19 protein-coding genes are annotated in these 22,351 nt (G+C 73.5%); 4 read left to right on the top strand and 15 right to left on the bottom strand.

Annotated elements, in window-relative coordinates; translation table 11 throughout:
• Positions 1 to 58: 58 nt before the first annotated feature.
• A complete protein-coding gene (locus tag ACFC09_RS08820) occupies positions 59 to 256 on the bottom strand; it encodes a hypothetical protein (protein ID WP_376525133.1) in 198 nt (65 codons plus the stop codon).
• Positions 257 to 896: 640 nt separating this feature from the next.
• Between ACFC09_RS08820 and ACFC09_RS08825 the strand changes: the two genes are divergently transcribed.
• Positions 897 to 2,306, top strand: coding sequence for a protein kinase (locus tag ACFC09_RS08825; protein ID WP_376525371.1), 1,410 nt, complete (start codon positions 897 to 899; stop codon positions 2,304 to 2,306).
• A 106-nt stretch (positions 2,307 to 2,412) separates the two neighbouring features.
• On the opposite strand, the gene ACFC09_RS08830 is transcribed toward ACFC09_RS08825, so the two are convergent.
• The 8 genes from ACFC09_RS08830 to ACFC09_RS08865 all read right to left on the bottom strand — a co-directional run bounded on the left by ACFC09_RS08830 (position 2,413) and on the right by ACFC09_RS08865 (position 14,118).
• Positions 2,413 to 3,231, bottom strand: a complete 819-nt coding sequence (locus tag ACFC09_RS08830; RefSeq protein ID WP_376525135.1) for a TrmH family RNA methyltransferase — start codon at positions 3,229 to 3,231, stop codon at positions 2,413 to 2,415.
• 149 nt (positions 3,232 to 3,380) lie between these two features.
• Positions 3,381 to 4,625, bottom strand: coding sequence for a uroporphyrinogen-III C-methyltransferase (gene cobA, locus ACFC09_RS08835; protein WP_376525137.1), 1,245 nt, complete (start codon positions 4,623 to 4,625; stop codon positions 3,381 to 3,383).
• Between the two features lie 141 nt (positions 4,626 to 4,766).
• Positions 4,767 to 8,849, bottom strand: a complete 4,083-nt coding sequence (gene cobT, locus ACFC09_RS08840; RefSeq protein WP_376525138.1) for a nicotinate-nucleotide--dimethylbenzimidazole phosphoribosyltransferase — start codon at positions 8,847 to 8,849, stop codon at positions 4,767 to 4,769.
• A gap of 395 nt (positions 8,850 to 9,244) precedes the next feature.
• On the bottom strand, positions 9,245 to 10,462 hold the full coding sequence (gene cbiE, locus ACFC09_RS08845; protein WP_376525140.1) for a precorrin-6y C5,15-methyltransferase (decarboxylating) subunit CbiE: 1,218 nt from the start codon (positions 10,460 to 10,462) through the stop codon (positions 9,245 to 9,247).
• Between the two features lie 157 nt (positions 10,463 to 10,619).
• A complete protein-coding gene (locus ACFC09_RS08850; protein WP_376525142.1) occupies positions 10,620 to 11,258 on the bottom strand; it encodes a GNAT family N-acetyltransferase in 639 nt (212 codons plus the stop codon).
• Positions 11,259 to 11,433: 175 nt separating this feature from the next.
• Positions 11,434 to 12,261 (bottom strand): MetQ/NlpA family ABC transporter substrate-binding protein, encoded by an 828-nt coding sequence (locus ACFC09_RS08855; RefSeq protein WP_376525143.1) that lies wholly within the window; start codon positions 12,259 to 12,261, stop codon positions 11,434 to 11,436.
• A 91-nt stretch (positions 12,262 to 12,352) separates the two neighbouring features.
• Entirely contained in the window at positions 12,353 to 13,078 is a 726-nt protein-coding gene (locus tag ACFC09_RS08860) for a methionine ABC transporter permease (protein ID WP_376525145.1), read from the bottom strand.
• Entirely contained in the window at positions 13,075 to 14,118 is a 1,044-nt protein-coding gene (locus ACFC09_RS08865; RefSeq protein WP_376525147.1) for a methionine ABC transporter ATP-binding protein, read from the bottom strand. Before ACFC09_RS08865 ends, ACFC09_RS08860 begins: the two co-directional genes overlap by 4 nt.
• Before the next feature lie 596 nt (positions 14,119 to 14,714).
• Between ACFC09_RS08865 and ACFC09_RS08870 the strand changes: the two genes are divergently transcribed.
• Complete coding sequence (locus ACFC09_RS08870) at positions 14,715 to 15,074, top strand: hypothetical protein (RefSeq protein ID WP_376525149.1); 360 nt, start codon at positions 14,715 to 14,717, stop codon at positions 15,072 to 15,074.
• Positions 15,055 to 15,501 carry a hypothetical protein gene (locus ACFC09_RS08875; protein WP_376525151.1) on the top strand — a complete coding sequence of 149 codons (447 nt, stop codon included), beginning with the start codon at positions 15,055 to 15,057 and terminating at the stop codon, positions 15,499 to 15,501. The genes ACFC09_RS08870 and ACFC09_RS08875 overlap by 20 nt, the downstream gene beginning before the upstream one ends.
• On the opposite strand, the gene ACFC09_RS08880 is transcribed toward ACFC09_RS08875, so the two are convergent.
• The 3 genes from ACFC09_RS08880 to ACFC09_RS08890 form a co-directional block, all read right to left on the bottom strand.
• The gene (locus ACFC09_RS08880; protein WP_376525152.1) at positions 15,491 to 15,988 is read right to left on the bottom strand and encodes a GNAT family N-acetyltransferase; all 498 of its coding nucleotides are present in this window, start codon (positions 15,986 to 15,988) and stop codon (positions 15,491 to 15,493) included. The two genes, ACFC09_RS08875 and ACFC09_RS08880, sit on opposite strands and share 11 nt — an antisense overlap.
• A 57-nt stretch (positions 15,989 to 16,045) precedes the next feature.
• Positions 16,046 to 16,540, bottom strand: coding sequence for a sigma-70 family RNA polymerase sigma factor (locus ACFC09_RS08885; protein WP_376525154.1), 495 nt, complete (start codon positions 16,538 to 16,540; stop codon positions 16,046 to 16,048).
• Positions 16,541 to 16,614: 74 nt separating this feature from the next.
• The gene (locus tag ACFC09_RS08890) at positions 16,615 to 17,787 is read right to left on the bottom strand and encodes a glycerophosphodiester phosphodiesterase (RefSeq protein ID WP_376525155.1); all 1,173 of its coding nucleotides are present in this window, start codon (positions 17,785 to 17,787) and stop codon (positions 16,615 to 16,617) included.
• A 400-nt stretch (positions 17,788 to 18,187) separates the two neighbouring features.
• Here ACFC09_RS08890 and ACFC09_RS08895 point away from each other — a divergent pair, with 400 nt between their 5' ends.
• Complete coding sequence (locus tag ACFC09_RS08895) at positions 18,188 to 18,859, top strand: lysophospholipid acyltransferase family protein (RefSeq protein ID WP_376525157.1); 672 nt, start codon at positions 18,188 to 18,190, stop codon at positions 18,857 to 18,859.
• 249 nt (positions 18,860 to 19,108) lie between these two features.
• On the opposite strand, the gene ACFC09_RS08900 is transcribed toward ACFC09_RS08895, so the two are convergent.
• The 3 genes from ACFC09_RS08900 to ACFC09_RS08910 form a co-directional block, all read right to left on the bottom strand.
• A complete protein-coding gene (locus tag ACFC09_RS08900) occupies positions 19,109 to 20,632 on the bottom strand; it encodes an MFS transporter (protein ID WP_376525158.1) in 1,524 nt (507 codons plus the stop codon).
• Positions 20,629 to 21,180 carry a TetR/AcrR family transcriptional regulator gene (locus tag ACFC09_RS08905; protein WP_376525160.1) on the bottom strand — a complete coding sequence of 184 codons (552 nt, stop codon included), beginning with the start codon at positions 21,178 to 21,180 and terminating at the stop codon, positions 20,629 to 20,631. The genes ACFC09_RS08900 and ACFC09_RS08905 overlap by 4 nt, the downstream gene beginning before the upstream one ends.
• 78 nt (positions 21,181 to 21,258) lie before the next feature.
• Entirely contained in the window at positions 21,259 to 22,230 is a 972-nt protein-coding gene (locus tag ACFC09_RS08910) for an aldo/keto reductase (protein ID WP_376525162.1), read from the bottom strand.
• Positions 22,231 to 22,351: the final 121 nt, after the last annotated feature.

The following is a 22,351-nucleotide window of genomic DNA, read 5'->3' on the forward strand; positions in this document are numbered from 1 at the left end:
GGGGTTTCATGGGTGGATGTCCCCGCCCGGACCGCTCTTCCGGGCCTGGGGTCGCCGCTCAGCGCCCCAGCATCACGCCCACGGACGACGCCTGTGTGGCCACTGTCTCCCAGCCGTCGAAGACGACGAGGAGCAGGACCGCCAGGGGAAGGGCCATGAGCGTCGCCACCACGGGGTGGCGACGGCCCCGACGGCGGGTGCGGAACGGGGTGCGTCCCTGCGTGCGGAGCAGCGTCCGCGAAGCCGTGTGGGCCATGGTCCCTCTCCTGACCGTTCTCCGTAGTCCTTGGCAGCGGCGGGTGTCTGACCTCGGGGGACGAGTGCTGCACCCGCCGCTTGACCTCAAATCTAGGCGGGCGACGCCCCCTGGACGTCATGCCGTCGTATCGATTCACGGGCCTACGGGAGGATGAGCCATCGCCCGCTGAGTACTCCCCTGGGTGGAGACGGAGACCTAGGTCTCGGGGTCTTCCCGGAGGGGTCGCCCGGAGTGTGCGTGCTTTTCCCGGATGTCCGCGCGGGCCCTGCGAGTTCCCCGTGGTACGAGGGCGTGGCGGGGCACCGGGTGACTTCGCTCACTTCCGCCGTCCGCGGAGCGCCATCGCATCCGTCCGGTGGCCCGGCCGGCGGGCCGCCGTCCCGTGGGTACGTGTCGTGTCCCCGGCGTTCGTGGCCCGCCCGGCGCGGTCGGCCCGTGCGGAGCCAATCCCCGCTCCGTGAAGGCGGGTTGGCGCCGGTGTGCGGGCAAGGGCACTGCGGCGGCAGGGGCGCTGACCGACTTTCGGCTTCCCCCCGCCCGGCACTGACAATCCGTCGGAGCGAGAGGGCGCGGCCTCTGCGCGCGGGCGGCCCGGTAAACGTAAGCTGTGCCACGTCACACGGACCGGGCAGCGGGGATGAACATGGCGATGATGCGCCTGAGGCGCGAGGACCCGCGTGTCGTCGGCTCGTTCAGGCTTCACCGGCGGCTCGGCGCGGGCGGGATGGGCGTCGTCTACCTCGGTTCCGACAAGAAGGGGCAACGGGTCGCGCTGAAGGTGATCCGGCCCGATCTGGCGGAGGACCAGGAGTTCCGGTCGCGGTTCGCACGTGAGGTCTCGGCGGCGCGGCGGATCCGGGGCGGCTGCACGGCTCGGCTCGTCGCGGCGGACCTGGAGGCCGACCGACCGTGGTTCGCCACGCAGTACGTGCCGGGCCCCTCGCTGCACGACAAGGTCGCCGACGAGGGGCCGCTCGGCGCCGCCGAGGCCGCCGCCGTCGGTGCGGCCCTGTCCGAGGGCCTGGTCGCCGTGCACGAGGCCGGTGTGGTGCACCGGGACCTGAAGCCGTCCAACATCCTGCTGTCCCCGAAGGGGCCGCGGATCATCGACTTCGGTATCGCCTGGGCGACGGGCGCCTCCACGCTCACGCACGTCGGTACGGCGGTCGGCTCCCCGGGGTTCCTCGCGCCGGAGCAGGTGCGCGGCGCCGCGGTCACCCCGGCCACGGACGTGTTCTCGCTGGGGGCGACGCTGGCGTACGCGTCGACCGGTGACTCGCCGTTCGGGCACGGCAGTTCCGAGGTGATGCTGTACCGCGTGGTGCACGAGGAGCCGAAGCTGAGCGGGGTGCCGGACGCGCTCGCGCCGCTGGTGCGGGCCTGCTTGGCGAAGGACCCCGAGGAGCGGCCCAGCACGCTCCAACTGTCGCTCCGGCTCAAGGAGATCGCGGCCCGCGAGGCGCACGGCCTGCCCGAGGTACGGCCGCCCGCGCCGCGCGCCGCCGAGGCGGACCGGCCCACCGGACGGCTCACCGAGCCCTACCTGGAACAGCAGCGCACCCTGCGTCGTCCGCAGCCCGCGCCGGGCGGTACCCCGGCGCCGCGCGGCGGCGCTCCCGTGCGCGGCGGCGGCTCGCCCTCGCGCGGGAACGGCGCCGCGCGCGGCGGCGGGGCCCCCGCGCGGTCCGGCGGCGCGCGGCCGACGCCCGCGCCGCGCAGTACGACCCGGTCCGGCAGTGGGAGCAGGCCCGCGCCGCGCTCCGGCGCCGGTCGCCCGCAGCCGCGTCCCACGGGTACCGGGCGGCGGCCCGCCAATCCGCGGCTGCTGCGGCAGCGGCTGTTCGTGTTCGTCGTGGTGACCCTGCTGGTCGCCCTCGGCATCGCGGTGGCCCAGGGCTGTCAGGGGCCCGCGCACGGCCTGGGCCGCGTCGGGGGCGTCGTCGGCACGCGGGAGCGGCAGGTGCCGCCGCACGCCGGGGATCGGGACACCGCGCCGGCCCGGGGCGGCGTGGACGCCCCGGACATCGTGCCGCCGCGGCCGAGCTGACCGGTCCGCCGGGCGGGTCGGGGCTCCGAGCGGGCCACGACGCGCCGTGTCCGGCAGCGGCGGCGTCGTGGTCGGCGGCGCGGTGCCCGCCCTCCTTCGGGGCTGCTCAGTCGCGGGGACGTCCGGTGGCCACCGCGTAGAAGGCGACCGCCGCCGCGGCGCCGACGTTGAGCGAGTCGACCCCGTGGGACATGGGGATGCGGACCCAGGCGTCGGCGGCGACCAGGGCCTGGGTGGACAGTCCGTCGCCCTCGGCGCCGAGCATCAGCGCCACCCGCGCCATCCGGTGCGGCGCCGCCTCGTCCAGGGACTCGGCCTTCTCGTCCGGGGTCAGCGCCAGCAGGGTGAAGCCGGCCTCGCGGACCGACTCCAGGCTCTTGGGCCAGGTGTCCAGACGGGCGTACGGCACGGAGAACACCGCACCCATGGAGACCTTGACGCTGCGACGGTAAAGGGGGTCGGCGCAGTCCGGGGAGAGCAGCACCGCGTCCATGCCCAGGGCGGCGGCCGAGCGGAAGATCGCGCCGATGTTGGTGTGGTCGTTGACCGACTCCATGACCACCACCCGGCGGGCGGAGCGCAGCAGTTCGGCCGCCGTGGGCAGCGGCTTGCGCTGCATGGAGGCGAGGGCGCCGCGGTGCACGTGGTAGCCGGTGACCTGTTCCGCGAGTTCCGGGCTGACCGCGTAGACGGGAGCGGGCAGTTCGTCGATCACGTCGCGCATGACGTCGATCCACTTGGCCGAAAGGAGCATCGAGCGCATCTCGTAGCCCGCTTCCTTGGCCCGTCTGATGACCTTCTCGCCCTCGGCGATGAACAGTCCTTCGGCCGGTTCGCGCTTGCGGCGCAGTTCGACGTCGGTCAGGCCCGTGTAGTCGCTCAGGCGGGGGTCTTCGGGGTCCTCAACGGTGATGAGATCGGCCACAGAGAGATACTGCCTTGTCCTGGGTGCGGTGCCAACGGCTCGGGAAAGGTTGTGTTACCCGCGGTTACTCAGCGCTCGCGGTCACGGGGAGCAAGCGGTCGCCCGGAGCGCGCGGTCACCGGAAGCGAGCAGTCCCCGGGGAGGCGCGTTCACCGGGCGGGCTCGGCGGCCGAGCGCGGGCCGACGGCGACGACCTCGCCGATGACGACGACCGCGGGCGGCCTCACGTCCTGGGCGCGGACGGTCTCGGCGACCGTCGCGAGGGTCGCGTCGACCCGGCGCTGGGCGGCCGTCGTACCCTCCTGGACCAGGGCGACCGGGGTGTCCGGGGACTTGCCGTGGGCGACCAGTGTCTCGGCGATCCGTCCGATCTTGTCGACGCCCATGAGGACCACGAGGGTGCCGGTGAGTGAGGCCAGCGCCGCCCAGTCGACCAGGGACCGCTCGTCGTCCGGGGCGACGTGGCCGCTGACCACGGTGAACTCATGGGCGACGCCCCGGTGGGTGACCGGGATGCCGGCCACGCCGGGCACCGAGATCGAGCTGGAGATGCCGGGGACGACCGTGCACGGTATGCCGGCCTCGGCAAGCGCCTGGACCTCCTCCATGCCGCGGCCGAAGACGAACGGGTCACCGCCCTTGAGGCGGACCACCGACTTGCCCTGCCGGGCGTGCTCGACGAGCGCCCGGTTGATCGCCTCCTGGGCCATGGCGCGGCCGTAGGGGATCTTCGCCGCGTCGATCACCTCGACGTGCGGCGGGAGTTCGGCGAGCAGGTCGCGCGGTCCGAGCCGGTCGGCGACGACCACGTCCGCCTCGGCGAGCAGCCGGCGCCCGCGCACCGTGATCAGGTCGGGGTCGCCGGGTCCGCCGCCGACCAGGGCCACGCCCGGGGTGCGGGTGCGGTGGTGCGGGGCGACCAGCGTCCCGTCGCGCAGTCCCTCGACGACCGCGTCGCGGACGGCGGCGGTGTGCCGGGGGTCGCGGCCCCGCGCGTCGGTGGTGAGGACGGCGACCGTGACGCCCGCGCTGTGGCCGGTGGCGGGGGTCCAGGCGGTGGCCGCGTCCGCGTCGTCGGCGCGGACGCACCAGACGCGGTGCCGCTCCGCCTCGGCGGAGGCGGCGGCGTTCGCCACCGGGTCACTGGTGGCGATGAGCGCGTACCAGGCGTCCGCGAGGTCGCCGTCCTCGTACCGCCGCCGCACCCAGGTGATCTCCCCGGCGTCCGCCATCGCCTCGACCGAGGGGGTCGCCCCGGGGGACACGAGGAGGATCTGCGCGCCGGCCGCGGCGAGCGCCGGGAGGCGGCGCTGGGCGACCTGGCCGCCGCCGAGGACGACCACACGGCGGCCGGCGAGGCGGAGACCTACGGGGTAGGCGGGATGTACGGCCATGGCGGACGGCTCCTCGGGCGGGCGGTGCGGTGGGCACGCTGCGGCTCCGGAGCGGCCCTGACGTGCGGATTTTAAGGCGTCGGCGGGACGTACGGCACGGGTGGTCCGGCTGCCGGGCGCCGGACCACCGCGCGGGTGCGCCTACTTCTCAGTTACGCCCGCCGAGTCGAACGTCGCCACCTCGTGCATCGCCCGTGCGGTGCTCTGCACCAACGGCAGCGCCAGCAGGGCGCCGGTACCCTCGCCAAGCCGCAGATCGAGGTCGACCAGGGGACGCAGGCCCAGCTTGTTCAGGGCGGCCACATGACCGGGCTCGGCGCTGCGGTGGCCCGCGATGCAGGCCGCCAGCACCTCGGGGGCGATGGCGCGGGCCACCAGGGCGGCGGCACCCGCGCTGACCCCGTCCAGGATCACCGGCGTACGCAGCGAGGCGCCACCGAGGAGCAGGCCGACGATGGCCGCGTGCTCCAGGCCGCCGACCGCGGCGAGGACCCCGATCGGGTCGGCCGGGTCCGGCTGGTGCATGTCCAGGGCGCGGCGGACGACCTCGGTCTTGCGGGCCAGCGTCTCGTCGTTGATGCCGGTGCCGCGGCCGGTGACCTCGGCCGGGTCGGCGCCGGTGAAGACGGCGATCAGGGCGGCCGAGGCCGTGGTGTTGGCGATCCCCATCTCACCCGTGAGCAGGGCCTTGTTGCCCGCCGCGACCAGGTCGCGGGCGGTCTCGATGCCGACCTCGATGGCCTGCTTGACCTCCTCGCGGGTCATCGCCGGACCGGTGGTCATGTCGGCCGTGCCGGCGCGCACCTTGCGGGGCAGCAGGCCGGGCGTGGCCGGCAGGTCGGTGGCGACGCCGACGTCGACCACGCAGACCTCGGCGCCCACCTGGCCGGCGAACGCGTTGCAGACCGCTCCCCCGCCCAGGAAGTTGGCCACCATCTGCGCGGTGACCTCCTGCGGCCAGGGCGTGACGCCCTGCGCGTGCACGCCGTGGTCACCGGCGAAGACCGCGACGGCGGCGGGCTCCGGGATCGGCGGCGGGCACTGCCGGGACAGGCCGGCCAGCTGCGCGGAGATGATCTCCAGCATGCCGAGCGCGCCCGCGGGCTTGGTCATCCGCTTCTGGCGCTCCCATGCCTCGCCGAGCGCCTTGGCGTCCAGCGGGCGGATCCCGGCGACGGTCTCGGCGAGCAGGTCGTGCGGGTCCTCGCCGGGCAGCGCGCGGCGGCCGTACGTCTCCTCGTGCACGACCCAGGACAGCGGGCGGCGCTTGGACCAGCCGGCCTGGGCCAGCTCGGGTTCGTCCGGGAACTCGTCGACGTAGCCCACGCACAGGTAGGCCACGACCTCCAGGTGCTCGGGCAGGCCGAGGGCGCGGACCATCTCGCGCTCGTCGAAGAAGCTGACCCAGCCGACGCCGAGGCCCTCGGCCCGCGCGGCGAGCCACAGGTTCTCCACGGCGAGCGCGGAGGAGTACGGCGCCATCTGCGGCTGGGTGTGCCGGCCGAGGGTGTGCCGGCCGCCGCGGGTGGGGTCGGCGGTGACGACGATGTTCACCGGGGTGTCGAGGATGGCCTCGATCTTCAGTTCCTTGAACTGCTTCGCCCGGCCCTTGGGCAACGACTTGGCGTAGGCGTCGCGCTGACGCATCGCCAGCTCGTGCATGGTGCGGCGGGTCTCGGCGGACCGGATGACGACGAAATCCCAGGGCTGCGAGTGGCCGACGGAGGGCGCTGTGTGGGCGGCCTCCAGGACGCGCAGCAGCACCTCGTGCGGGATGGGGTCGGCGCGGAAGCCGTTGCGGATGTCGCGGCGCTCGCGCATGACCTTGAGGACGGCCTCGCGCTCGGCGTCCGCGTAGCCGGGGGCGGCCGGTCCGGCGGGCGGACGGGCCGCTTCCGTGACGGTGTCCTCCTCCTGGTCGGCGGCCCTGGTCTCCAGGTCCGCCGCCTGCTGGACGACGTCGGGGGCGTCCGGCGCGGACTGCGCGGCGGCGGGTTCGGCCTCGCGGGGTCCGGGGACCGAGGCGACCGGCTCCGGCGGGGCCGCCGGGACCGGCTGCGGTTCGCCCTGTTCCTGTGCGGGCAGGACGACGGGCTGCGGCGGCGTGGGCGCGAGGTGCGGGGTCGTCGGCACGGTGCCGTCGACCGGCACGAACTGTCCCGGGGTGTGCTCCGCGTCCGGCTCGGCCGCGGCGCCCGGCGGGGGCGTCGGCTCGCCGGACGACTCGCCGCCGGAGAGGTCGGCGGGAGCCCCGGCCGGGGTCTCGGCGGCGGGTTCGTCGGGAGCGGGCTCGGTGGGGACGGCCTCGGTGGGGACGGCCTCGGCGGGGACGGCCTCGGCGGGCGTGGGCGCCGCTGCGGTGCCGGGCTCGGCCTGCGCGGGTGGCTGGAGCTGCGCGCCGGGCGCGGTCTGCGGGCCCGGTACGGTCTGCGGCTCGGCGGTCTCGGGCGCCGGGGGCGCGGCCTGCGGTCCGGTGCCCTCGTGCGCCGGGGCGGCCGGAGCCGACGGGGTGGCCGCAGTCGGGTCCTCGGGTGCCGTGGGCACCGATCCGGCGGGGGCCGCGCCGTGCGGGTCCGCCGCGGCGGCCTGCTGCGGCGGCTGTGACGGCTGCGGTTCCTGCCCCGGCAGCCCCTGGGGTCCGTCGGTCGCCTGCTCCGGTACGGGTGCGCCGGGCGGCGCCTGCTCGGGATGCGGCCCCTCGGCCGGCGCGGGGGCGTCTGACTCGGCCTGCTGCGGGGCGCCGGGCACGGGGACGCCGGCCGCGGGCGTCGGCGTACCGAGGGCGGCGGTCGGAGTGCCGACCGCCGGTGTCGGCGTACCGAGGCCCGCCGTCGGAATGCCGGCCGCCGGTGTCGGCGTACCGAGAGCCGCCGTCGGAATGCCGACGACGGGTGTCCGGGGCGCGTCGCCGGTGGGCGCCAGCGGCGCGGGGCCGGTGGCGGGCGGCACGGGCACGACGCCGGGCTGTCCGGCGGTGGTGGCCTGTGCGTCCGGAGCGACGTGCGGGGCGGCCTCGGGGGCGAACACGTCCGGGGCGGCGTGCGGAGCCTGGGCGGCCGGGGTCCGGGCACCGTCCTCAGGACGGGCCTGCGCACCGTGGGCGGCGGCCGGATCCTGCGGGGCGGTCTCCTGGGGCACCGCGGCCTGGGCCGTCCCCGGGGCCGGAGCCGCCTCGGAACGCGACGCGTCGGGTGCCACGAGGACGGTCTGCCCACCCTGGGTGCCGTCCGGACCCGGTGCGGGGGCCGCGGACGGCGCCACGTCCAGACGGGCACCGCCGTCCGGGCCGTACCCGCTCCCGGGGCCGGCCGGCGCGGCCACCGGACCCTGCGCACCCACGGGTGCCGGGCCGTGCGCGCCCTCGGGTGCCGGGCCGTCGGTGACGGCGTGCGTCCCGTCGTGGGCGGGCCCCCGGCCGTGCCCTGGCGCGTGGGCGGTCCTGAGGTCCAAAGGTCCTTGCGGTTCGGGGCCGCTTCCCGGTGCCTCGACGGTCGCCAGGGCGGGCCCGGCCGGCTGGGTCGGGTGGGCCGCCACAGCGGTGCGACCCGCCACGACCGCTCCCGGCGCGAGCCTGGGCACGGTCGGCTGGGCGACACCGGAGAGGCCGGGTCCCGGAAGGTCGACCGGAGCAACCGTTTCCGCGACCGACGCCCTGGTGTTCGTCTGGGCCAGGGGTGCCTGCGGCGCGCTCCACGGGGCGGCGCTCTGCGGGGCCAGGTCGCGCAGCGGCTGGCCGTCGAGGTACTCGGGTCCCGCCGCGGGCACGCCCTGCTGCCGTACCGGCGCGTCCGCGGGGCCGCGGTCGGCCAGGGAGCGGACCGGGCTCGTGGAGGCGTCCGGGGTCGGCGGGCCGAGGTGCAGCGGACGGCGCGAGGCCGCGGCCTGGTCGTGCGGGGACGGCGGCGCCGACAGGACGGGGGACGCCGCGGCGGACACCGCCGCGGGGTCCGGCAGGCGCACGCCGCCGAGGTCGACGGAGCCGGTGTCCCGGCCGGCCGTCTCGTGCGGCCCCGGCTCGTGGACGGCCTCGACGACGGGCTCCGGGGCGGGCGGTGGCACTTCGTTGCCCCAGGCGCCCTGGGCGCCCGGCAGCAGCAGCTCGTCGTCCTCGGCGGGAGCACCGGAGAGGTAGTGGTACGCACCGTGCGCGGGGACGCCCGGCTGTTCCACCATGCCTGCGCTCTCCGGCAGCCCCTCGCCCGGGACCTGGCCGGTGTCGGTCATGCGTATCCCTCGCCCATCGGTTAGTGCTCCCTACGACCAGCTCACCCGGAGCGGCGCACCGACCGCTCACAGTGAAGAACGAGCGTGCGTGCCCAGCGGCACGAACGACCGCCCGGAAAAGGCGACAAAGCCATTCGATGGCATTGTCCCGGCTGTTCCACCGTCGCGACAGCATGATCCGCGACAGTCCGCTGTGGACTGCGCCACGTTGCGCGCCCTCCGGATCCGCCCTACCACACTTGCCCCCAAAACCGGCGCGTTTTCCGGACATTGACGAACGAATTTCCGGGCCACCGAGTGCGGTACAACGATCGGCCAGCCTACCGCGCGCAGTACGACAACAGGATCACGGGCCGCGGTGCGGACGGGGTCGTCCGGCGTCCGCCCACCGCTTCTCAGCGGGGCGTTTCACGCGCCGGCAGCTCTCCGGTGAGCAGGAACACGACGCTCCGCTCCGTCTCCGTCCAGGCCCTGGTGTCGAGTTCGACGGACTGGAGCAGGGCGCACTCGACCCGGTATCCGTGCTCGGTCAGGTCACGGCCGACGAGTTCGGCCGCGTCCCGGGTCGCGGCGTGCGTGACGATGCGCTGCGGGCGGCGGTCGGCGACCGCCGACACCACGGCCGCTCCGCCGCCGCCGACCCGGACGACGTCCGGCTCGGGCAGGTTCTCCAGGGCCAGCGGGGCGGTGCCGTGCACGAGCTGGAGCTGCACGCCGAAGGCGCGGGCGGCGGCCTCGGTGCGGGCGCACGCCCCGGAGCTGCGGTCCACGGCGATGACGGCGGCGCCGGCCCGCGCGGCCTCGGTGGCGAACGCCCCGCTGCCGCAGCCGATGTCCCACACCAGGTCGCCGACGCGCGGGCCGAGGCGGGCCAGTTGGGCGGACCGCAGCAGTTCCGTCTCGCCTTCGCCGAGTCCGCCGCCGTACGCCTCGTCGGGCTGGACCCAGCCGCGCCGGCCCTGGCCCGGATCGCGCCCGGCGATCCAACCACCGCTGTCCGCGGCGCCGGCCGGGCCGCCGATGACGATGACGATGTTGGGGTCGCGCCAGGCGTGGTCGGCGGCGTTGTCGGAGGTGACGACGGTGACCCGCTCGCGTTCGGTGCCCAGTTCCTCGCAGATGACGAAGGTGCGGTGCACCCCTTCCAGCAGCAGCCCGAGTTCGGCGGGCCCGGCACCGGGTGAGGTGAGCACGGCGACCTTGGTGTGGGCGCGGCACACGTTCACCGCGCGGCGCAGGGTGCGCCGGTGTGCGACCACCACCTGGGCGTCGTCCCAGGGCATCCCGGCGCGGGCGAAGGCCGCGGCCACGGCGGAGACCGCCGGGACGACTTCCACCTCCAGCCCGAACTCGGGTGCGCGCAGGCTCCGTACGACCCCGAAGAACCCCGGGTCGCCGTCGGCGAGCACCACCGCGGTGCCGCGGTGGGCGGCGATGCGGCGGGCGGCCAGGGCGACGCTGCCGAGGCGGATGCGCTCGGCGCCGGGGGGTACCTCGGGCAGGGCCAAGTGGTGGGCGGCGCCCGCGACGAGGGTCGCGGCGCCCAGCGCGGAGCGCGCGGCTGCGGTCAGCGGCGAGCCGTCCCAGCCGATCACCGTGACCCGGTCGGCCATGTCCACTGTCTCCCGTGTTGTCGCAGGTTGTTCTTGCAGGCCGGCAAGGAGCGGGCGTCCGCACGCGGGCTTGGTGAGAGTACCTGGCGGACCGGCCGGGCGCGCGGCGGGGCGGTGCCGGGGTCAGGTCCGGTCGGGCGCGGTCGCTGAAGCCGGGTCAGTTCCAGTCGGGGAACCTGGTGAAACCGCCCGTATCGGCGAGCTGCTCGCCCGCGCCCTCCAGGTCCTCCGGGAGGAGGCTCCACACGATGAAATCGGTGCGCAGGTCGGTCCAGGTGCCGTCCTCGGCGCGGACTCGGGCTATGCAGGCGTTGCGCAGCACGCCCTCGCTGATGCAGCCGATCTTCTGGGCGACCTGCTGGGACGCGGTGTTGCCCGCGGCGGTGCGCAGTTCGACGCGCTCGAACTTCTGGTCGTTGAACAGCCATCGGGCGGTGGCCAGGGCGGCCTCGGCGGCGTAGCCCTCGCCGCGGGCCCAGGGGGCGATGACGTACGTCAGTTCGACGGAACGGATGCGCCAGTCGGCCTTGGTCAGCTGGACGATGCCGACCAGGCGCTGGGTGAGGAACTCGGTGACCGCGAAGTCGAGCCCGCGGCCGGCGGCCCGCTCGGCCGGCGCGTACGAGGTGATCCAGCCGCGGGCACCCTCCTCGGTGAACGGCTGCGGGACATGGGTCCAGGCCGCGACCTGCTCGTCGTTCATCATCTCGGTCAGCTCGCGCACGTCGTCCTCGTCGAGGGGCCGCAGCACCAACCGCTCCGTGCTGATGGAGATGTTGGGGAAGGTGCTAGTCATGCGCCGCTCCGTAACCGTCGGATGAGCCTTCAGGGCCTGCTGAACTGCCCAGCATGCAGCATGGGAGCACCGAACCGCACCACGGGGGTCCGCACCCGGTGCGGGTGCGGACCCCCGTGCGGGCGATACGCGGTATACGCACCCCCGTCCGCGGCCGGCCGGCGGCGGCGGCCGCTCAGAAGGACGCGATGACGGACCCCTGATACTTGTCCTCGATGAACTTCTTGACCTCGGGCGAGGTGAGGAGCCCGGCGAGCTTCACCACCCGCGGGTCCTTCTCGTTGCCCTCCTTGACCGCGAGGAAGTTGCCGTACGGGTTGTTCTTCGCGGACTCCAGGACGAGCGCGTCCTTGGCGGGGCTCAGCCCGGCGGAGATGGCGTAGTTGCCGTTGACGACCGCGGCGTCCACGTCGTCCAGGGAGCGCGGTGTCTGGGCCGCCTCGACCTCCTTGAACGTGAGGTTCCTGGGGTTCTCGGCGATGTCCCGCGGGGTGGCCTCGTTGCCGACGCCGTCCTTGAGGGTGATGAGGCCGTTCGCGGCGAGGAGTTTCAGGGCGCGGGCCTCGTTGACGGTGTCGTTCGGGACGGCGACGGTCGCGCCGGACTTCAGGGCGTCGGCGTCCTTCACCTTGTGCGAGTAGAGGCCGAGCGGTTCCAGGTGCACGGTGACGACGGGCACGATGTGGGTGCCGCGCTTCTTGTTGAAGTCGTCGAGGTAGGGCTGGTTCTGGAAGTAGTTGGCGTCCACCGAGCCGTCCTCGGTCGCCGTGTTCGGCGTGATGTAGTCGGTGAACTCCTTGACCTCCAGGTCGAGGCCCGCCTTCTTCGCCAGGTTGTCCTTGACGTAGTTCAGGATCTCGGCGTGCGGGGTGGGGCTCGCGGCGACGACCAGGGGACCGTCGGAGGAGGAGGAGTCGTCGTTGCCCGAGCCACAGCCGGTGAGCCCGAGGGTGAGGGCTCCGGCGGCGAGGAGGGCGGCGGTGATCTTTGCGGTGTTACGCACGAAAAGTGCCTTTCCTTAGGGCGATACGGCCCCGCTGTCGGGTGTGCGGGGAGATCTGGGCGGGATCGGGTGGTCGGGCGGCGGCGCCGGGTCAGGCGGCTTCGCCGTCCGCGGCCGGATCCTTGAGCAGGCGCAGCCTCGGGGCCGGTCCCGACCTGCCGCCGCGCCGGTGCAGTCCGCGGGCCGCGTAGTCGCCGGCGAACTGGATGACGGAGATGACGACCGCGAGGACGGCGACCGTGATCCACATCAGCTGGGTCTCGAAGCGCTGGTAGCCGTAGCGGATGGCGATGTCGCCGAGGCCGCCGGCGCCCACGGTGCCGGCCATGGCGGAGTAGCCGATGAGGGCGACGATCGTGGTGGTGGTGCTGGAGACCAGCGAGGGCAGGGACTCCGGCACCAGGACCTTGCGCACCACGGTCCAGGTGTTGCCGCCCATCGCCTGTACGGCCTCGACCAGTCCGTCGTCCACTTCCCGGACGGCCGTCTCGACGAGCCGGGCGAAGAACGGGATCGCGCCGACGGCGAGCGGCACGATGGCCGCCTCACGGCCGATGGTGGTGCCGGTGACCCAGCGGGTGAAGCCCATCAGCGCCACCATCAGGATGATGAACGGCATCGAGCGGGCGATGTTCACGGTCTGCCCGATCACCTTGTTGGCGACGACGTTCTGGGCCGGACCGCCGCGGTCGGTGAGGACGAGCAGGACACCGAGCGGCAGTCCCGCGACGACGGCGACGAGCGTGGACCAGCCGACCATGTAGAGCGTGTCCCAACACGCCTGGGACAGCAGCGGCTGCATCTCCGACCAGGTCATTCGGCACCGTCCTTCACCAGGGTGGACTGCTGGCCCGCGGGGCCGACGACATCGATCTGCAGGCCCTGTTCGCGCAGGAACCCGATCGGTACGACGTTGTCCTCGTAGCGGCCGGGCAGTTCGATCCGCATCCGGCCGGTCTGCAGGCCGCCGATGGTGTCGATGGCGGCGCCGAGGATCGATATGTCGATGTTGTAGGTGCGCGACAGCTGGGAGACGACCGGCTGGGTGGCGGCCTCGCCGTGGAAGGTGATGTCGAGGACGGTGCGGTCGGCACCGGAACTCTCGCCGCCCACGGGGAACAGCGCGGCGGCCAGTTCGGAGCCCGGGGTGGCGAGGATCTCGCCGACCGTGCCGGACTCGACGATGCGGCCCCGCTCCATGAGGGCGGCCGAGTCGCAGATCGACTTCACGACGTCCATCTCGTGCGTGATGAGCAGGACGGTGAGGCCGAGCTGCCGGTTCAGGTCGCGCAGCAGGTGCAGGATCGAGCGCGTGGTCTCCGGGTCGAGGGCGCTGGTGGCCTCGTCGGAGAGCAGCACGTCGGGGTCGCCGGCCAGCGCGCGGGCGATGCCGACGCGTTGCTTCTGACCGCCGGAGAGCTGGGCGGGATAGGACCGGGCCAGGTCGGCGAGACCGACCAGGTCGAGGAGTTCGAGCGCCTTGCGGGTCCGGTCCTTCCCGGACCTGCCGAGGATTTCGAGGGGCAGTTCGACGTTGCCCTGGACCGTCCGCGAGGACAGCAGGTTGAAGTGCTGGAAGACCATGCCGATCCGGCTGCGCGCCCGGCGCAGCTCGCGGTTGGCCCCGGCACCGCGACCGGCCAGCGCGGTCAGCTCCTGGCCGGCCACGGTGACCGTCCCGGACGTGGGGCGTTCCAGCAGGTTGACGCAGCGGATGAGCGAGGACTTGCCGGCGCCTGACTGGCCGATGACGCCGTACACCTCGCCCTCGCGGACGTGCAGGTCGACGCCGTCGAGGGCGGTGACCTCGCGGCCGCGGGTGCGGTAGACCTTGGTCAGGCCCGTGGTGGTGATCACGTGGGTTTCCGTCACTGTCGGGGGCGTGGGTGTGCCCTCAGGGCGCGTTCGAGCGAGGACGCGATGCGGTTCTCGCGGTGGCGCGGGGAGAGATGGACCGGGTGCGCGGGGCCGAGCCGCTGCGCGGGCCGCACGACGACGCGCGGCCGTGCCGCGCTTCGGGGCGCGGGGCTCAGGCGGTGCGGGGGTGCGCTAGCAGGCGCACATTCGACACATACAACGAGCACCGGGCGTGCTGGTCGCCTCGGTCGCAAGGGTGCGGCTGCTCGTCATGGTCATGCGGCCAGTTAATCAGACCCACGGTGCTGACAGGCCGCCGCCGTCCGTATGCCGGACGGCGGTGGGCAGCGGCGGGCGGCGGCCGGCTGAAGCCGAAGGACCCCGTTCCACGGTCGGTGACCAGCGCGGAGAGGGCCGGCGGGGGTTCGCTGCCCGGCCCGCGGCCGGCTCGTACGCGGGGCGGGTTGTGGCCAACGCCACGGTGCCGGGGCGGACCGCGCGGCCCGCCCGGACGGCACCGCCGCCGCCCCGGCTCCGCCACCGGTCGCACCGGGCCCGGACGCGGCCGGGCACCGGCACCGTAATAGGGTCACCGCATGCTCAATCCCCTGACGCTGGTGACCGGGGTCGCCGCGCTGCTGCTGGCCGCCTGGTGCGGCTGGGCGGCCTACCGTGACCAGCCGACCAAGGACTGGCACTTCATCGGGATGGCCGTGGTGTCGCTGCTGGCCGTAGTGCAGTTGGTGGCCGGGATCGTGCAGCTGGCCCGCGGCGAGCACCCCGAGCAGGGGACGACGATCTTCGTGGCCTATCTGCTGGGCGCGTTCGCGTGCATCCCGGCGGCGGGTTTCATGTCACTGACCGAACGCACTCGGTGGGGCTCGGTGACGGTCGCCGCGGGCGGCGTCGTGCTCGCCGTCCTGGAGGTACGGCTCTATGACATCTGGGGAGGCTGAGTTGACCACGACCGAGGGCAAGCCGGCGAAAGCGCGGCTGATCAGCGGGCCCGGGATGCTGCTCGTCTGGTTCTACGGCGTGATGGTCGTCGGCGCCGTCTCGCGGTCCGTCTACCAGATCGCGACCGAGTTCGACCGGGCGCCGCTCGCCTACTCGTTGTCGGCGGTGGCGGGCGTGGTCTACGGATTCATCACGTACTCGCTGGTGCGTGGCGGGGAACGGGCGCGCAGGGCGGCGCTGGTGTGCTGCGCCGCCGAACTCGCGGGTGTGCTGACCGTCGGGACCTGGACGCTGGTCGACCCGTCCGCCTTCCCGGACTCGACGGTCTGGTCCGACTACGGCATGGGGTACGTCTTCATTCCGGTGCTGCTGCCCCTGACGGCCCTGTACTGGCTGCGCCGGGCGCGGGCCGGTGTCACGCCGTAGTCGCGTAGGTCCCGGCCGGCTTCTCCAGGACGATCATCGGCACGCCGTCCGAGCCCTCGGAGGTGCCGACCCTCTGGTAGCCCACCCGCCGGTACAGCCGCAGGTTGCTCTCGCTGCGGTGGCCGGTCTGCAGCCGGAACGTGGTGGCGCCGCGTTCCTCGGCCAGCGCGGCCTCGGCGGCGCGCAGCAGCCGGGCGCCGATGCCGTGGCCCTGAAGCCGCGGGTGGACGCAGAGTTTGCCGATGGCGGCCGCGCCGTCCTCGCTGATCGTGCCGCGGACCGAGCCGACCACCTCGTCGCCGAGCCGGGCGACGAAGACGCAGTCGGCCGCGACCTCCTCACGGACCGAGTCGAGGGTCTCGACGAGCGGGTCGATGCGGTAGTTCCCGTACAGTGCCGCCTCGCTCTGAAAGCACAGGTACTGAAGCCTGAAGATCTGCTCCGTATCCCGCTCGGTCGCCGCCGAGATGGTCACGCTCATGCCCATGTGCGCACGCCTCCCGCTCACCTGATCGCCAATGGTTCCCCACTCCTATCCCCGCGCTCAGCGGCCCGCAACCTCCGCCGACAGCAATCGCCGCAGACATCCCAGACATCTGGAACGTTCCGGCCCCAGACTGCCCTGTGAGATACCCAACTCCCCCGCGATCTCCCGGTAGGTGAGGTCCTTCGGGGACAGCAGCGCCTCCAACAGCCGCGGGCAGCGGCCGGGCAGCCTGCGGACCGCCTCCCGCAGCGCGCGGTGGCGTGCCGCGGTGAGCGCCGCCTGTTCGGGCCCGTCGGCCGCGCCGTCGGCGGGCTCCGTCTCGTACGGCCGCTCCACGCGGGCCCTGCGCCTGCTGCGCCGTGCCTCCGCACGCACGGCCCGGCGCAGCCAGACCTGCGGGTCCGGCGGTGGCCCTGCGGCCTCCAGGCGTTCCAGGAGGCGCAGCCAGACCGCCTGCTCCAGATCCGCGGGTTCGGTTCCCGTGGCATGTGCTTCGGCACCGGCTTCGGCGGTGAGGAGCGGGCGCAGCGCGGCAACAAGATCGTGCGTCATATGCGCAACGACGTGGCCGCCCCGGCACCAGTTGCCGGGGCGGCCGGGGATCGACCCGAACGGGCGTCGGGCGCTCAGCCGTTGACGAAGTCCGCGCGGGCGAGCAGACCGGTGTCCGTGTTGTCGGTGAACACACCGTCGATGCCGGTCGCGAAGTACGCCTTGAACGCGCCGAACGCGTCTCCGTAGGCGTCCGCGTCGGTGCCCTTGCGGAACTCCTTCGGCAGGAAGGGGTTCTCGTTGCGCATGGTGTAGGGGTGCAGGACCAGGCCCACCTTGTGCGCGTCCGCGACGAGCGTGGTCGTCCTGTCCAGGCTGCCGTCGGCCTTCTTCGTGATGATCAGGTCCAGGGTCGGACCGATGCCCTGCGCGTAGCCGGCCAGCTCCCGCAGGCCCTTCGGGGTGATCAGGTCCGCGGTCGTGCGCGGGTCGCCCGCGTCGACGAAGTCGTAGGGGCGGCTGTCCGCCGACGAGAGCAGGACGACCAGCGGGTTGTCGACCAGCTCGTTCAGCCGCTGGATGCTGGTCGGCTCGAAGGACTGCAGGATGACCGGCGAGTTCCGCTTGTCCTTGCCGTACTTGCGCAGCAGCTTGGCGACCCGCTCCTCCAGGCCGAGGCCGAGCTTGCGGAAGTAGGTGGGGTGCTTGGTCTCCGGGTAGATCCAGACCTGCTTGCCGCGCTTGCGGGTCTGCTCGTCCTGCCACTGCAGGACCTCTTCGAACGTGGGGATCTCCCAGCGTCCGTCGTAGAGGGTGTTGTGCGGGCGGTTGGCCGGGATGCGCTCGACGGCACGCAGGGTCTTCAGCTCGGCGAGGGTGAAGTCCTCGGTGAACCAGCCGGTGGTGGAGACGCCGTCGAGGACCTTGGTGGTCTTGCGGGCGGCGAACTCGGGGTGGGCCGCGACGTCCGTGGTGCCGCCGATCTCCGGCTCGTGCCGGCACACCAGGTGGCCGTCCTTGGTGGGCACCAGGTCACCGGCCTCGACTATGTCGGCGCCGAGGTCGAGGGCCAGCTGGTAGGAGCCGAAGGTGTGCTCGGGGCGGTAGCCGCTGGCACCCCGGTGGCCGATGATCGTCGGCACGGGCAAACTCTTCAGGCCGGCGCCCTGTCCGGCGGACCGGGAGTCCGCCGCCCGAGCGGCGCCGGGCAGTCCGAGGACCGCTCCGCCCGCGCCGAGCACCGCGGCGCCGAGGAGCGCTCGCCGTCCCGTTCCCTGCGTCTGACCGTTCGACTCGTGCGTGTTCATGAACGCCTTCCTGCCATCCGCTCGGCCGCTGTGTCCGGCACCCCGCCGCGGGGCGCCCGGCCGGAATCATCGTCGGTGCGCGCCGATCGTAGGGGCGTGGACATGACGCAGGGGAGACTCCGGGCCCAACACCCGGGTGATGTCAGATGTCACCCGGGAAGCCGGGGGTGACGGGCCGTCCGGGGCGGGACGAACGGGTGTCCGGCGGACGGCCGGGCGATGTCCGTCACATCGACACGCGCGCGCCGCCCGGTCCCGTGGCACGCCACCGCAGGTAAACCCACGTCAATTGTGAGTAAGACATCGGTGAACGGGACACACGTGATGTGCGCTTCGCCCATGCCACGAGTATCGTCCTCACCTGCAAAGACTCATACCGCCCTCGACATCGGAGGACCCGTTGTCCCGCTTCGCGCTCATCAAGGCAGTGCTCGGACCGATCATGCGCCTGATGTTCCGCCCGCAGGTGGAGGGCGTGGAGCACATCCCGGCGGACGGTCCGGTCATCATGGCGGGCAACCATCTCACGTTCATCGACTCGATCGTGCTGCCGCTGGTGTCCAAACGGCAGGTGTTCTTCATCGGCAAGGACGAGTACGTCACCGGCAAGGGGTTCAAGGGCCGCCTGATGGCGTGGTTCTTCACCGGTGTCGGCATGATCCCGGTGGACCGGGACGGGGCGAGCGGGGGCGTGGCCGCGCTGATGACCGGGCGGCGGGTCCTGGAGGAGGGGAAGGTGTTCGGCATCTACCCCGAGGGCACCCGCTCCCCCGACGGGCGGCTCTACCGCGGCCGTACCGGCATCGCCCGGCTGACCCTGATGACGGGCGCGCCGGTGGTGCCGTTCGCCATGATCGGCACGGACAAGCTGCAGCCGGGCGGGCGGGGCATTCCGCGTCCGGGGCGGGTGACCGTGCGGTTCGGTGAGGCGATGGAGTTCTCCCGGTACGAGGGGATGGACCGGGACCGCTATGTGCTGCGGGCGGTGACCGATTCCGTGATGACGGAGGTCATGCGGTTGTCGGGGCAGGAGTACGTGGACATGTACGCCACCAAGGCGAAGGCCGCCTGACGGGGGCCTCCGGCGGTTGGGGCGGGTTGGGTGGCAGTGGGGACTGCGGTCCTTCAGGTGCGGGTTCGTCGTGGTTGCTCGCGCAGTTCCCCGCGCCCCTGAAGGGGGTTGCCGGTCAGGTCCGGCGGACCGGCTCGGTGAACCTGCGGGCCTTCAGATGCGGGTTCGTCGTGGTCGCTCGCGCAGTTCCCCGCGCCCCTGAAGGGGGTTGTCGTGCTGGGGTTTGCTGGTGCACAGGGTGGGTTTTTCTCAGGGGGAGTTTTCCAGTTTCTGGTTCTTCAGGAGGAACCAGGCTGCCGCCGAGGTGGCCAGGAGGACCACCGCTCCGGCGCCGGCGGCCAGGTGGAGGCCCTGTACGAAGGAGTCGCGGGCCGCGGTCAGCAGGGCCTGCGCGGTGTGGGCCGGCAGGTCCGACGCCGCCTCCACCGCGCCGCCCAGTGACTCGTGGGCCGCGGCGGGGGTGCCCGCCGGGCCGGTGAAGCCCCGGTAGACGCCCGTCACGATGGAGCCGAGCAGCGCGATGCCGAGGGCGGCGCCGAGTTCGTATGCCGTCTCGGAGACCGCGGAGGCGGCGCCCGCCTGCTCCTTGGGCACGCTGGAGAGGATCACGTCGGCGGTCACCGTGAAGGAGAAGCCCGCGCCCACGCCGACGACCAGGAGCGCGGCGCCGAGGAGCGGATAGCCGGTCGTCCGGGTCAGGGTGGTCAGCGCGGCGAGCGCCAGGCCCACCGCGGCGAGGCCGCCGGAGACCACGGCCCGCACCGAGAAGCGCCGCGCCGCCCGGCCTGCGACCAGTCCGGTCACCACCGCGCCGACGGCGGCCGGCAGCTCGGCGAGGCCCGCCTCGAACGGGCGTCTGCCCTGGACGAGTTGCAGGTACTGGGAGAGGAAGAACACCAGCCCGGACATGCCGAGCACGGTCAGCAGGTCGGCGAGGACCGCCCCGCTGAACCCGCGCCGCCAAAACAGCCGCATGTCCAGCAGCGGGACCGGCAGGGTGAACTGGCGGCGCACGAACCCGGACAGCGCCGCCACGCCCAGCAGGCCCGTGCCGAGGACGGCCGGGGAGAAGCCGTGCGAGGCGGCCTCCTTGATCGCGTAGACGACACCGATCATGCCGGCCAGTGACAGGACCACGCTCGCCAGGTCCCACGGGCCGGGGTGCGGGTTGCGGGACTCGGGCAGCGTCCTCGCGCCGACCAGGACGAGCACCGCCATCACCGGCAGGTTGATGAGGAAGACCGAACCCCACCAGAAGTGCTCCAGCAGGAATCCGCCCACGATCGGGCCGACGGCCGTACCGGCGGAGGCCATGGCGCCCCAGACGCCGACGGCAAGGCTGCGCTCGCGCGGATCGTGGAAGAGGTTGCGGATCAGCGCGAGCGTGGCGGGCATCAGGGTGGCGCCCGCGACACCGAGCAGCGCCCGCGCCAGGATCATCAGCTCGGGGGTGGTGGCGTAGGCGTTGAGCACGGAGACCGCGCCGAACGCCGTGGCACCGCCGAGCAGGATCCGCTTGCGGCCGATGCGGTCGCCGAGGCCGCCCATGGTGACGAGCAGACCGGCGATGACGAAGGAGTAGACGTCACCGATCCACAGCAGCTGGTTGCCGGAGGGCCTGAGGTCCTCGCTGATGAAGGGGGTCGCGAGGCCGAGGACGGTCGCGTCGACGGCCACCAGCAGCACGGCCAGTACAAGGACGGAGAGCGCGAGCCAGCGGCCCGGGCGCCGCTCCGTCTCCGTCGGCCGGGCAGCCCGCAGGGTGGTGCTCATGATTCCGCTCTCCGTACGGCACCGCCGAGCAGCAGCTCGACGATCATGTGGCTGAAGTCCTTGGGGGCGACCCGGCCTGCCAGGACCGCCCAGGCGCCGGAGGCCAGCAGGCCGTACAGCGCCTCGGTGAGCCAGGCTGGGGTCAGATCGATACGGAACTCCCCTTCCGCCTGGCCCCTGCGGAACAGGGCCGCGATCCGCTCGTCGATCCGGGCCCAGCCCTGGTTCTGGTCCTCGCCCTCGAACAGCTGGCTCTCGGAGTAGAGGAAGGCCAGCAGGCCCGCGGCGGGCTCGATCTCCCGCACCAGCCGGCGTACCGCGTCGCTCGCCGGGCCCTCGTCCGGGCGGGCCGCGTCCAGCGCGGCCCGGCACTCCTCGATGCCGAGCGTTTCCAGCGCCCGCACCAGTGCGTCACGCCCGGCGAAGTGACGGTGCAGGGTGGCCCGGCTGATCCCGGCGGCCTTGGCGACCTCGTCCATGGTCGCGGTGGATCTGCGGGTCAGCAGGGCGGCTGCGCTGCGCAGCACACGGTCGCGGTCCAGAGCCATGAGACGAGGGTAAGTCATGTGAGACGTAAATGTCTCATCGCAGGCATGGCGGTATCAGGAGTGCGGGATCGGTGGGGTTCAGTGCCAGGGGAGCTGTCCGCGCTGCTCCCAGTAGACGGCCGGTTCCTCGGCGAGCGGGGCGAGCCGGTCCAGTTGCTCCTCGTCCAGGTCGCCGGCCGCCGCCTGGAGATTGGAGGCGAGCTGGCCGGCGGTCGCGGCGCCGGACAGGACGACGCCCGCCCAGGGCCGGCGCAGGATCACCGCGAGGGCGACGGCGTCGCACCCCAGGGACGTCTCCTCGGCCACGGCCCGCAGCACCTGCGGTGCCTGCGCGGCGGCCAGCCGCCCGTTGGCCATACCCTCCTTCACGATCACCGTGAGCCCGGCGTCGTGCGCCTCGGCGAGGGCCGGAGCGGCCGACGTCTCCAGGAGGTTGTACGTCGACTGGACGGTACGGAACAGGGGCTCGCCGTCGACCGTCACGGCGAGGGCGGCGCGGACCGCGTCCGCCTGGGCCGGGCCGCTGGTGGAGAACCCGATGGTCAGGCCGCCGGCGGCGGCCTCGGCGAGCCTCGCGTGGAGTTCCTTGTCGGCGAGGGCAGGGCTGTGGGGGGTCACCGAGTGGATCTGGTAGAGGTCGAGCCGGTCGCCGAGCAGCGCGTCCGTCTCGGCGCGCTGGCGCTCGTACGTCCGCAGGCTGTGGTCCTTGACCTCGTGCTGCGCCGCGTCGGTGGACCAGTCGGCGGTGTAGGTGTAGCCCCACTTGCTGCCGACGACGACGTCGGTGACGTCCGGACGGGCGCGCAGCCAGTCGGCGAGGAACTCCTCGGAGCGGCCGTAGGAGCGGGCGGCGTCGAAGTAGCGCACGCCCTGGGCGTAGGCGGCGTCGAGGAGTTCGTGGGTGCGCTCGCGCAGGGCGTCGACGGTGCGGTCGGCCGGGAGGTCCCGCTCCCGGCCGAGGTTGATGTACCCGGGACGTCCGACGGCGGCGAGCCCCAGGCCGATGTGGCACGTGGCCGTCGTCGCTGAGGCCAGTCGGGCGAAGGACATCGCGGGCTCCGTTCGGTCGGCTGTGACACGCGTGCACGACCAACGTAACCGCGACGGCCGGGCCGCACGCGCGCGTGGTGGCCGTGATCACGCGCGCGGGGCCGGTGAACCGTGATCACGA

This window comes from Streptomyces sp. NPDC056161 (genome assembly GCF_042268025.1).
Classification (GTDB): domain Bacteria; phylum Actinomycetota; class Actinomycetes; order Streptomycetales; family Streptomycetaceae; genus Streptomyces.

What these genes read in the sequence shown, in the direction of transcription:
- cobA (WP_376525137.1), bottom strand. Translation starts at nt 4,625, where the DNA reads ATGGCCGTACATCCCGCCTACCCCGTAGGTCTCCGCCTCGCCGGCCGC.
- ACFC09_RS08850 (WP_376525142.1), bottom strand. Translation starts at nt 11,258, where the DNA reads ATGACTAGCACCTTCCCCAACATCTCCATCAGCACGGAGCGGTTGGTG.
- ACFC09_RS08885 (WP_376525154.1), bottom strand. Translation starts at nt 16,540, where the DNA reads ATGACGCACGATCTTGTTGCCGCGCTGCGCCCGCTCCTCACCGCCGAA.
- ACFC09_RS08910 (WP_376525162.1), bottom strand. Translation starts at nt 22,230, where the DNA reads ATGTCCTTCGCCCGACTGGCCTCAGCGACGACGGCCACGTGCCACATC.
- ACFC09_RS08860 (WP_376525145.1), bottom strand. Translation starts at nt 13,078, where the DNA reads ATGACCTGGTCGGAGATGCAGCCGCTGCTGTCCCAGGCGTGTTGGGAC.
- ACFC09_RS08905 (WP_376525160.1), bottom strand. Translation starts at nt 21,180, where the DNA reads ATGGCTCTGGACCGCGACCGTGTGCTGCGCAGCGCAGCCGCCCTGCTG.
- ACFC09_RS08825 (WP_376525371.1), top strand. Translation starts at nt 897, where the DNA reads ATGAACATGGCGATGATGCGCCTGAGGCGCGAGGACCCGCGTGTCGTC.
- cbiE (WP_376525140.1), bottom strand. Translation starts at nt 10,462, where the DNA reads ATGGCCGACCGGGTCACGGTGATCGGCTGGGACGGCTCGCCGCTGACC.
- ACFC09_RS08880 (WP_376525152.1), bottom strand. Translation starts at nt 15,988, where the DNA reads ATGGGCATGAGCGTGACCATCTCGGCGGCGACCGAGCGGGATACGGAG.
- ACFC09_RS08820 (WP_376525133.1), bottom strand. Translation starts at nt 256, where the DNA reads ATGGCCCACACGGCTTCGCGGACGCTGCTCCGCACGCAGGGACGCACC.
- ACFC09_RS08900 (WP_376525158.1), bottom strand. Translation starts at nt 20,632, where the DNA reads ATGAGCACCACCCTGCGGGCTGCCCGGCCGACGGAGACGGAGCGGCGC.
- cobT (WP_376525138.1), bottom strand. Translation starts at nt 8,849, where the DNA reads ATGACCGACACCGGCCAGGTCCCGGGCGAGGGGCTGCCGGAGAGCGCA.
- ACFC09_RS08890 (WP_376525155.1), bottom strand. Translation starts at nt 17,787, where the DNA reads ATGAACACGCACGAGTCGAACGGTCAGACGCAGGGAACGGGACGGCGA.
- ACFC09_RS08875 (WP_376525151.1), top strand. Translation starts at nt 15,055, where the DNA reads ATGACATCTGGGGAGGCTGAGTTGACCACGACCGAGGGCAAGCCGGCG.
- ACFC09_RS08870 (WP_376525149.1), top strand. Translation starts at nt 14,715, where the DNA reads ATGCTCAATCCCCTGACGCTGGTGACCGGGGTCGCCGCGCTGCTGCTG.